The sequence below is a fragment of the Janthinobacterium pasteuri genome (genome assembly GCF_051380775.1).
Classification (GTDB): Bacteria; Pseudomonadota; Gammaproteobacteria; order Burkholderiales; family Burkholderiaceae_D; genus Janthinobacterium.
This window is the reverse complement of record NZ_JBNYXS010000034.1, coordinates 40,905-50,177: the sequence shown is the minus strand read 5'-3', so window position 1 is coordinate 50,177 and position 9,273 is coordinate 40,905. Positions and strand designations below refer to the sequence as shown.

8 protein-coding genes are annotated in these 9,273 nt (G+C 63.0%); 2 read left to right on the top strand and 6 right to left on the bottom strand.

The window, feature by feature from the left end; translation table 11 throughout:
- Positions 1 to 227 (bottom strand): IS1/IS1595 family N-terminal zinc-binding domain-containing protein (locus ACQ4WN_RS24335; RefSeq protein ID WP_436553833.1); only part of this gene is annotated, 227 nt, incomplete at its 3' end.
- On the opposite strand from ACQ4WN_RS24335, the gene ACQ4WN_RS24330 reads away from it, so the two are divergent.
- A complete protein-coding gene (locus ACQ4WN_RS24330) occupies positions 218 to 607 on the top strand; it encodes a DUF6386 family protein (protein WP_436553835.1) in 390 nt (129 codons plus the stop codon). The genes ACQ4WN_RS24335 and ACQ4WN_RS24330 overlap by 10 nt on opposite strands.
- Positions 608 to 638: 31 nt before the next feature.
- Here the strand turns inward: ACQ4WN_RS24330 and ACQ4WN_RS24325 are convergent, their stop codons facing one another.
- The gene (locus ACQ4WN_RS24325) at positions 639 to 2,426 is read right to left on the bottom strand and encodes a GGDEF domain-containing protein (RefSeq protein ID WP_436553832.1); all 1,788 of its coding nucleotides are present in this window, start codon (positions 2,424 to 2,426) and stop codon (positions 639 to 641) included.
- Between the two features lie 416 nt (positions 2,427 to 2,842).
- Here ACQ4WN_RS24325 and ACQ4WN_RS24320 point away from each other — a divergent pair, with 416 nt between their 5' ends.
- A complete protein-coding gene (locus tag ACQ4WN_RS24320; protein WP_436553831.1) occupies positions 2,843 to 5,035 on the top strand; it encodes a prolyl oligopeptidase family serine peptidase in 2,193 nt (730 codons plus the stop codon).
- A 15-nt stretch (positions 5,036 to 5,050) separates the two neighbouring features.
- Here ACQ4WN_RS24320 and ACQ4WN_RS24315 read toward each other — a convergent pair whose 3' ends face one another.
- From ACQ4WN_RS24315 to ACQ4WN_RS24300, 4 genes are read right to left on the bottom strand one after another with little or no spacing between them, the layout of a single operon-like run.
- The gene (locus ACQ4WN_RS24315) at positions 5,051 to 5,971 is read right to left on the bottom strand and encodes an STM4011 family radical SAM protein (RefSeq protein WP_436553830.1); all 921 of its coding nucleotides are present in this window, start codon (positions 5,969 to 5,971) and stop codon (positions 5,051 to 5,053) included.
- Positions 5,965 to 7,344: an STM4012 family radical SAM protein gene (locus ACQ4WN_RS24310; RefSeq protein ID WP_436553829.1), complete on the bottom strand. Its 1,380-nt coding sequence runs from the start codon at positions 7,342 to 7,344 to the stop codon at positions 5,965 to 5,967. Before ACQ4WN_RS24310 ends, ACQ4WN_RS24315 begins: the two co-directional genes overlap by 7 nt.
- The gene (locus ACQ4WN_RS24305; protein ID WP_436553828.1) at positions 7,341 to 8,189 is read right to left on the bottom strand and encodes an STM4013/SEN3800 family hydrolase; all 849 of its coding nucleotides are present in this window, start codon (positions 8,187 to 8,189) and stop codon (positions 7,341 to 7,343) included. Before ACQ4WN_RS24305 ends, ACQ4WN_RS24310 begins: the two co-directional genes overlap by 4 nt.
- Positions 8,182 to 9,270 carry an STM4014 family protein gene (locus tag ACQ4WN_RS24300; RefSeq protein ID WP_436553827.1) on the bottom strand — a complete coding sequence of 363 codons (1,089 nt, stop codon included), beginning with the start codon at positions 9,268 to 9,270 and terminating at the stop codon, positions 8,182 to 8,184. Before ACQ4WN_RS24300 ends, ACQ4WN_RS24305 begins: the two co-directional genes overlap by 8 nt.
- Positions 9,271 to 9,273 lie beyond the last annotated feature (3 nt).

Below are 9,273 nucleotides of genomic sequence, written 5' to 3'. Positions count from 1 at the left end.
CAGGCCACACAGCGATAGCGCTGCAGTCCGTGCGCGTGGCCATGCCGGTGAGCATGGCTGCTGTTGCAGGCAGGACAGTGCAAGCGCTGCCGGGCCACGCTTTCGACGAGTGCCACGACGGCGTCCTGCGGCGCTGCCCCGCGCAGCAGGGTGATGCTCGCCAGGCGTTGACGCTGGCTCAGTGCGGTGAACTGGGCGATGAAGGTTTTCCACTGGGCTGGCTGCATGGAAGGCTCCCGTTTGTCTAATATGTACCGTCAGACAGCAGGGCCCCAGGAAAATTCTCGGAATTCCCCTACTTATCGGGGACAGAGCCTTTTTCAACGTGGGTGGCGACGGTGCGTATGACCTGGTCGTGCACGATGAACTTTCCGAGCCGCACGTGAGCGTGCATCTGGCCGTGGTCTCGGGCCGCGTCTTCATCGGTGCCGGGGAAGACGTCACGGGCGGCGGCCTGGAACCGGACACGGCATACGGCGGCCTGTTCGTGGATGTGCCCTTGGGCGGTTGCCGCGTGCAGGCGCGCCGCGATGGCGACCTGATCAGCCTGGCATTCTTGCCCGCTGCGCGCAGCAGCAATGCATTTGGCGACCTCGTGCGTATCTGATCCCCATGCATTTTCTTGCTATTGCCCCTGGCTAGGCATCCATGCGCGCCACGCCCGTGCCTTGCCGCCGGTCCAGGAACAGGCTGTTGCCGTGGATTTTCTTCGCCTGCTTCTTCGCTTCCGCCGCCTGCGTGGCGATCTGATGGTGGGTGTAGTACTGGTGCGCCTCGACCTTGATGACGCCCAGGGATAGGCTGATCAATGAATAAAACACTTTCTTGCCCTGCCGGTCTTCGCTGATGTAGCCGCCCCGTTCGCAGTCGCTTGTGCTGTAATAGGCGAGGATGGCGGCGGCAAACCGCTCCAGCATGGCCTGGCAGCGCGTTTCCCAGTCTTCGCTCTGGAACAGAATCATGAAATCGTCGCCGCCGATGTGGCCGATGAAGTCGCGGTTCGGGTCACAATGGCTGCTGAGGATTTCTCCCGTCAGCTGGATCACGTCGTCACCCTTGCGGTAGCCATACACATCGTTGAAGGGCTTGAAGTGGTCGAGATCGCAGTAGCAGACCCAGAAGCGGCTACCGCTGTGCAGCAGGCGGTCGATATGTTCGTTGATGGGCACGTTGCCCGGCAGTTGCGTCAGCGGATTGGCGTAACGGGCCGCATTGATCTGCATCTGCGTGATTTCGCGCATCAGGTCGTGTCCCGTGCCCATGCCCAGGTAGCGGCCGTGTTCGGTAATGATGAAGCCGTTGAACAGATGGTGGGCATCCGATTGCACCATGGTGTAGCTGAGTTCCTGCAAGCTCGTCTCGTGGTCGGCAACGAGAGGCGTGGCATCCATGAACAGGCTGCACGATTTCTTGCCATACAGTTCGCGCTGGTAGGGGCGGGCGAAGTGGTCGATCATTTCAAAGCGGCTGATCAGGCCCAGCGGCACGCCGTCATCGACGACGGGGATGATCATCAGCTTCGGTTCCTTCAGGAAAATGTCGTACACCTCGTTATTGTTTTTCTCGGGCGAAACGGCCGCCACCTTGTGCAGCAGCTTGCGGATGCTGGCGCCGTTCTTTTCCAGGCTGCTGCGTTGCGGATACACGGCCACGCCGTTGCGCCCCAGCGCCTGCACCACTTCGGCCGGCAGGGCGCGCGCCGGCACCGCGTTGGGACGGCCCAGGTGATAGCCTTGGCCGAAGGCCACGCCCAGGTCGCGCAAGACCAGCAATTCCGTCTGCGCCTCGATGCCTTCGGCAATCACCAGCGTGCCCGATTTTTCCGCGATTTCCTGGATCGAGCGCACGAATTGCAGTTTCACAGGGTCATGATTGATACCCTGGATGAAATGCATGTCGATTTTCACGTATTCAGGGCGCAGTTCCGACCACAGACGCAGGCTGGAAAAGCCTTCGCCCAGGTCGTCGATGGCGATCTGGAAACCCATATTGCGGTAATGCATTACCGCTTCGCGCATCAGCTCGTAATCGTAGGTGGGCTGGTTTTCCGTCAGCTCGATGATGACACGGTCCGGATTGATGCCGATGTGCTCGATGTATTCCAGCGTTTCCCCATGGCGGGCATTGCGCAGCAGCAGGCATTCGGGGCTGACATTGAGAAATAGCTTGCCGGGCAGCTGCAGTTCGGCAAAGCGTTCCAGCACCACTTGCCGGCACAGGTGTTCCACTTCCAGGGTCAGGTCATGCGCGCGCGCCACCTTGAACAGATTCATCGGCGCGTGCAGGGGGCTGTCGGACGGGCCCCGTATCAAGCCTTCGTAGCCGATGATGTCGCCGCTGTGCATGTGGATGATGGGCTGGAACAGCGCGCTGAGCTTGCGGCCCGCCAGGATATCGTGCAAGGCATCCGTACCTTCGATGGACATGGGGGCTGATGGTGGCTTCAGGTAAGCTACATTCGATGGCATCGCGCCAGGCGGCGCGGCGGTGGTGGAAGGGAGGGCGAGAGTGTGCATAGGCGGATGTGGCGGCACGGCCTCTGGGCGGGCCATGAACATCTTGCCTATAGTAAAGAAGATTTATGACAGCTTGATGAAACGTATTAGCTTTTGACAATGTTTCTTTCCTGCCCCTCAGTTTGCCGATTCTCCCCAAAAACGTGATTTACCACGGCGTTTCCTGTGAAAATGGCAAACAAAAAACGGCAAATCGCTCAGATAACTGTGCTTTAAAAGTGGCAATCCGCGCTATGATTTCTCTTGGCGAAAGTCAACATGGGCAGCCGCCACGCGTGTTTGAGCGGCCTGCTTTCCTCGACATCCAACAATGAGACAAACAACCCATGCAATTACGTAGTGCAACCCTCATATTCAGCTTGCTGGCCGCTTTCGGTGGCAATGCCATGGCACAGTCCGCACCAGCATGCCCGGCAGGCGACGGCGCTCCCGTGACGTATCCGCTCAGCAAAAAAGTCGACCAGCAAGACAGCTATTTCGGCACCACCATCGCCGATCCGTACCGCTGGCTGGAAGACGCCAACAGTGCGGAAACGGGCGAATGGGTGGCGGCGCAAAACAAGCTGACGCAGTCTTACCTGGGCACCATCCCCGAGCGCGCCGCGATCAAGCAGCGCCTGACCAAGCTGTGGAACTATGAGCGTTTCTCTACGCCAACGAAGCAGGGCGGCCGCTACTTCTACAGCCGCAACGATGGTTTGCAGAACCAGGCCGTGCTGTACACGGTAAAAAAACTGACGGACGAGCCACGCCTGCTGCTGGACCCGAATACCCTGTCCACCGATGGCACGGTGGCGCTGGCCGGCACCTCGATCAGCCCGAACGGCAAATACCTGGCCTATGCCACGTCCGCTTCCGGTTCCGACTGGAACGAGTGGAAAGTGCGCGATATCGAATCGGGCAAGGATTTGACGGACCACATCAAGTGGGCCAAGTTCTCGGGCGCCTCGTGGACCAAGGACAACAAGGGTTTTTTCTATAGCCGCTATGACGCGCCGAATGAAGCGACCAAGCTGGCTGACATCAATTACTTCCAGAAGTTGTATTTCCACAAAATCGGCACGCCGCAAAGCGACGACGTGCTGGTCTTCGACCGTCCCGACCAGAAGGAATGGGCATTCGGCGGCAGCACCGTCAGCGATGACGGCAATTATTTGATCATCACGGCTACGCAGGGCACGGAACGCAAGAACCGCGTCTTTTACAAGGACTTGCGCCAGAAGAACGCCAAGGTGGTGGGCTTGCTGGAAGCGTTCGACGCATCGTATTCCTTCATCGACAATGACGGCCCCGTGTTCTTCTTCAAGACGGACAACAATGCGCCGAAATCGCGCGTGATCGCCATCGATACGCGCAAAGCTGCGCCGGCCGACTGGAAGGAAATCGTGCCGCAAACCGCGGAAACCCTGGTCGCCGTCAACCTGATCAATAACCAGCTGGTGCTCGATTACCTGAAAGATGCGCAAACGCAAATCAAGATCGTCGACCTGAACGGCAAGCTGGTGCGTGAAGTGGAGCTGCCGGGCATCGGTTCGGCCGGTGGTTTTGCCGGCAAGCGTGGCGACACGGAAACGTTCTACTCGTTTACCAGCTTCACCACGCCAGCGACCATCTACCGCTACGACATGAAATCGGGCAAGAGCAGCGTGTATCGCCAGCCGAAGGTCGATTTCGATCCGAACGCCTTTGAAACGCGCCAGCAATTCTTTACCAGCCGCGACGGCACCAAGGTGCCGATGTTCATCGTCTCGAAAAAAGGCATGAAGCTCGACGGTACGAATCCGACCTATCTGTATGGCTATGGCGGCTTCAACGTATCGCTGACGCCTAGCTTCTCCGTGGCCAATCTTGCCTGGGTGGAAATGGGCGGCGTCTACGTGATGGCCAACCTGCGCGGCGGCGGCGAATACGGCGAAGCCTGGCACCAGGCCGGCACCAAGTTGAACAAGCAAAACGTGTTCGACGATTTTATCGGCGCGGCACAGTGGCTGGTGGACAACAAGGTCACCTCGCCATCGAAACTGGCGATCGGCGGCGGCAGCAATGGCGGCCTGCTGGTGGGCGCGGCCATGACGCAGCGTCCCGACCTGTTTGCCGCGGCCATCCCGCAAGTGGGTGTGCTCGACATGTTGCGTTTCCACAAGTTCACCGTGGGCTGGGGCTGGGTACCTGACTACGGCTCGTCGGACGACGCCGAGCAGTTCAAGGCGCTGGTGAAATACTCGCCGCTGCACAACCTGAAGGCGGGCGGTTGCTATCCGGCCACCATGATCACCACGGCCGACCATGACGACCGCGTCGTGCCTGCCCACAGCTTCAAGTTCGCTGCTGCTGCCCAGGCAGCGCAAGGCGGCCCGGCACCCGTGTTGATCCGCATCGACAGCAAGGCGGGCCATGGCGCCGGCAAGCCGACGACCAAGCAAATCGAAGAAGTGGCAGACCGCTGGGGCTTCCTCAGCCGGTCGTTGAAGATGACGCCGGCAGCACCGGCGGAGCCGGCCAAGGTGGCGGCGCAGTAATCTCGCTGTAACCTTTTAATCCGAAGCAGAAGCCGGGGTCGTACCCTCAGGGTACGACCCCGGTATTTGTATTGGGGTTATCCTCGCCAGCACCCCCTCCCCAAACACCGCCTGAAACGGCAAATCCTTGCGCTGCGCATAGCCGATATAGCAATCGCACTTGAAGCGCGGGCAGGGCTTTTCCTGCAGCATGTCCGCCAGTTCATCCAGATACAGATTCCCCAGCCGCTCGGACACGAAATGGCAGCGCGCCAGTTCGCCGTCGCCATCGACGGACAGCGACGCTTCGCCCGCCAGGCACGGTTTATTGCGCGAGGGGGACGGGCGGCGGTTTTGCGCGAACCACGGGTCGATGGCGTCCAGCCAGGCCAGATCGTCGGGAGCGTAGTAACCGGGGCCACGGCGGTCGTACGCATTCAGCCACAGATAGACGTGCGCGGGCAGGGCTGCGCGCAAGGCGCGGATGGCGTCCAGGTGCTCGGTCATGGCGACGACGCCCACGGAATAGCGCACGCCCATGGCATCCAGGCGCGCGCAGCGTGCGAGAAAGCGGGCAAGTGTCGTCTGGTCCGGGTGGTAGGTGCACCACAGGCCGATCTTTTCCAGCCCGTGCATGTTCTCCAGCCAGCTCAATGGGCCGGACAGGTTCGTCTGTAGCGCTACCTGGCGCACGTGCGGAAAGGCTGCCAGGGTTTGCATGGCCGTGCGATAGTGGCGCCGCACCAGCGCTTCGCCCCAGGGTGTAAACAGCACGCTGATGGCCCGGTCTTGCGCCGCCACCCAGCCGGTAAAACGCGCCACTTCGCGCGCGTCGCGGGCCAGCACGGCGCGGCTGTCGCGCTTTTTGGCAAACGGGCAGTAACCGCAGGCGTAGTTGCAGCTCGATAGCGTGCCGCGGTACAGCAGGGACAGCGTGTCTGTCGGCGTTGTCAGCACGCCTGGCCGCCTTCGGCCATCAGCGCGCGTACCGTGTCGGAGGCCAGCCACGGGCCGATGGTGTCGGCGTAGGCATAGCCACGGTCGTTCAGGCGCAGCAGCGGGCCATCCTCTTGCACCAATTCCAGCGCATGCAGCTCGGCCAGCTGCGGCAAGTCTTCTTCGCAGCGCGTGCCGAAGCGTGCCGTGTAGGCGTCGCGGTCCAGGCCAGGTTCAGTCAGCAGCGACTGGATCACGTAGCGGCGGCGCTGTTCTGCATCGTCGAGCACATAGCCATGTTCGGCCTGCGCGAAGCGTGCTTCATCCAGTGCAAGGTAGTTGTCGATGATGCCGATGGTCTCAGTTCTCGCCACCGCATACTCGCTCGAATAGTGCAGGCGCGAGGTGTAGGATCGGGCGCCCGCGCCCAAGCCCACCATGCCATCGTTCTGGCAGCAGTACGAGGGACCGTTCTGTTCCGGCGCATGGGGTGCGCGGAACATGCGCATCGAGACCTGCTCGTAGCCTTGCGCGCGCAAATGGTCGCGCGCGGCCGCGTACAGGGTCAAACGGCTGTCGCCATCGCGCGCCAGCATGATGGGGTTGAGCGACTCCGCGCCCTGGCGGCGCGCCACCTTGCCGAGACCCGTCTGTTCGCGCACGTAGAGCGGATACAGATAGATTTCCTCGGGCCGGAAAGCCAGCGCGCTGTCGATGGAGGCCAGCAGGCTGGCGACGGTTTGCCCGGCGATGCCGTAGATCAGGTCCAGGTTCAGGGTGGGAAAGCCGGCAGCGCGTATCAGACCGATGGCGTGATGCACGGTGGCGTTTTGCTGGGGACGCGCCAGCGCGCGCATTTCGCCGGCGGCAAAGCTCTGGATGCCCAGACTGACCCGGTCGATGCCGTGCGCGCGGCACACGGCAAGCCGTTCCGCCGTGATGGTTTCGGGCGACGCTTCGATGCCGGCCGGCGTATGTTGCAGGTCGATGCCGAGGATGTCGCGTGCGCCGCACAGCAAGGTGTCCAGCTGCGCCGGCGACAGATAGGTGGGCGTGCCGCCGCCCAGAGCGAAGCGGGCAAAGCGCCGTTCGCCCAGCGCGCCGGCCAGGGCGCGCATCTGTACCAGCACTTGCTGTACATAGCGCTCGACCATCTCGGCGCTGGGCCGGGCCATGGCGAACAGGTTGCAAAAGCCGCAGCGCATCTCGCAAAACGGGATGTGAATGTAGGCGAACAGGGCGGAGCGGTCTTGCCGCGCCCACAGGGGGGCGAGCGGCACCGCTTGCGGCAAGGCGCGGTACGCCGCCTTGTGCGGATACGAATAGGAATACGCCTGGTAGGGCGTGTGGCGCATGCGCTGCGCCAGGGTGCCAGGTTGTTCGGCTGGGTTCACGGTGGGGATTCCTTGGCAGGTGTATCGGTATCGGGGGCGATGAAAAAGTGCGCATACGGCACGTTCCACACGCTGTCGTGGGCCACCCTGTGGCCCCGGTAGCCATCCTCGCCATACGCGCTGCCGTGATCCGAGCAGACGATGGCAAAGGTGGGCGCGCGCGCGGCGCAGGCGGCAAACAGGGGCGTCAGCGCGCTATCCACGTAACGCAGGGCCGCCGCATGGCTTTCAAGGCAGTCGGCGCGGCAGCCGGGCAGGTAGGCGCGGTTCGGCGTATGCAGGGCGGCCACGTTGATGAACAAAAAGGTGCGCTGGTCGCCGTCTGCCAGGCGGGCTATGGCCAGCGCCACCTGTTTTTGCGTCGAGTGGCGGCTGGCCACGCCCATGCCCGCGCTCCAGTGGCTTTCCTGGAACAGCGACGGCAGCACGGTGCCCAGCGCGGTCTGTTTATTAAAGAAACCCACGCCGCCGATGCAGATGGTGCGGTAGCCGCGTGCGGCCAGCGCGGCGGGAAGGTCCGCTTCCTCGAACGCAAACGTGTGCGGCGATGTCGTTTCGCTGCCCGCAAAAGCGCTGGCGAACAGGCGCGGGTGGCGGCCCGGCGCGGCCGGCGTGGGCAAAAAGCCGGCGAAGAAGGCCTGGTGCGCCGCGTAGGTGAACGTGGCGGGCGAGTGGCGCCGTTCCCAGCCACCTGGCGGCAGTAAGCGCCCCAGCACGGGCAGTTCGCCCGCCTCGTACAGCGCTTGCGCCACGTCATAGCGCAGGGTGTCGAGCGTGATGAAGACGATGTCGTGGCTGCCCACGATGGCGTGCATGTCGGGGATGCTCGGTGTGTCTTTAAACATGGGTCAGTTGTGCTGCGTAAGTGTCTGCGCCTTGCCACAGCAGTCCTGGCAACAGGTCGCCGAAGGCATTCGCTTCCAGCACATGGGCCTGGCCCTGGCGCACCACGAGGTCGTAGCCCGTCACGTGGCTGTGGGGGAAGGCGCGCGCGGCCAGGGCGGCGGTTTCCTCCAGTGCCTGCATGTCGGCAGTATTCAGGAGGCCGGCCGCGTCGCCGCGCCGGTTGTCGAGGTGAAGATTGGTCATCATCTGGTCGCCGATGCGCGCCACCCGGTGCGCGGGCTGGCCCGCCACGCTCACGACGCGCAGATCGTAATGGCTGTCGCCGCAGCGCGGCTTGTCCAGCCACGCTTCCGCGTACAGCTGTTGCGCGGCCAGCGCATCGACGAGAGCCGCGATGTCGTGTTCCGCTGCGTAGCGCGCCATGCGCTTGACGTTGAACAAACGTGTCTTGCCGTCCGCCTGCGACACGTTGGCCGAGGTGGTGGCTTGCTGGCGGCCCGTCCTGTTGCGCCGGTAGGCGACGACGCCGGACGCGGATGAGCCGTAGCACGGTTTTAAATACACGCGGTCGAGCTTATGCTCGCGCAGCAGCGCTTGCAAATGCTCGTAGCCATGCACGGGTCCAAGCAAGGCCGGTATGGGAACGCCGTGCGTGGCCAGATGGCGCTGGCAAGCCAGTTTGTCCGTCATGAGGCTGATCTCGGCCGGCGCATTGACCACGCGCGTTTGCGGCAGCTCGGCCAGCTGCGTCGCCAGGCCGGCCATGGCAGCGCTAAAACCGGCAAACCAGGCGTCCATGGCTAGCAGTTCGCCATGTGCGGGCGCGGCGACCAGTGGACGGTCCAGCAGCCGGCAGCCCGCCTGCAGCAACAGCAGGTGGGCGGCGGGATCGTCGCCGGGGGGCTCGATCTTCAACAGGCCGGGATGGCGCAAGGATGCGGGCAGCAGATCCGGCTGCGCCAGCCAGTCGCGCCATTCCAGCACCTGCGCGGGCGGCAGGCGCAGTTGCGCGCGCGCCGCCTGCATCAGGCGCACGCGCTTGCTGCCGGCGGTGGCCAGCAGGGTGAGAGGCGTGGGCAAAGG

Bases quoted from the DNA above. Each gene is read 5' to 3' on its own strand.
- ACQ4WN_RS24325 (WP_436553832.1), bottom strand. From the start codon at position 2,426: ATGTCCATCGAAGGTACGGATGCCTTGCACGATATCCTGGCGGGCCGC.
- ACQ4WN_RS24320 (WP_436553831.1), top strand. From the start codon at position 2,843: ATGCAATTACGTAGTGCAACCCTCATATTCAGCTTGCTGGCCGCTTTC.
- ACQ4WN_RS24305 (WP_436553828.1), bottom strand. From the start codon at position 8,189: ATGTTTAAAGACACACCGAGCATCCCCGACATGCACGCCATCGTGGGC.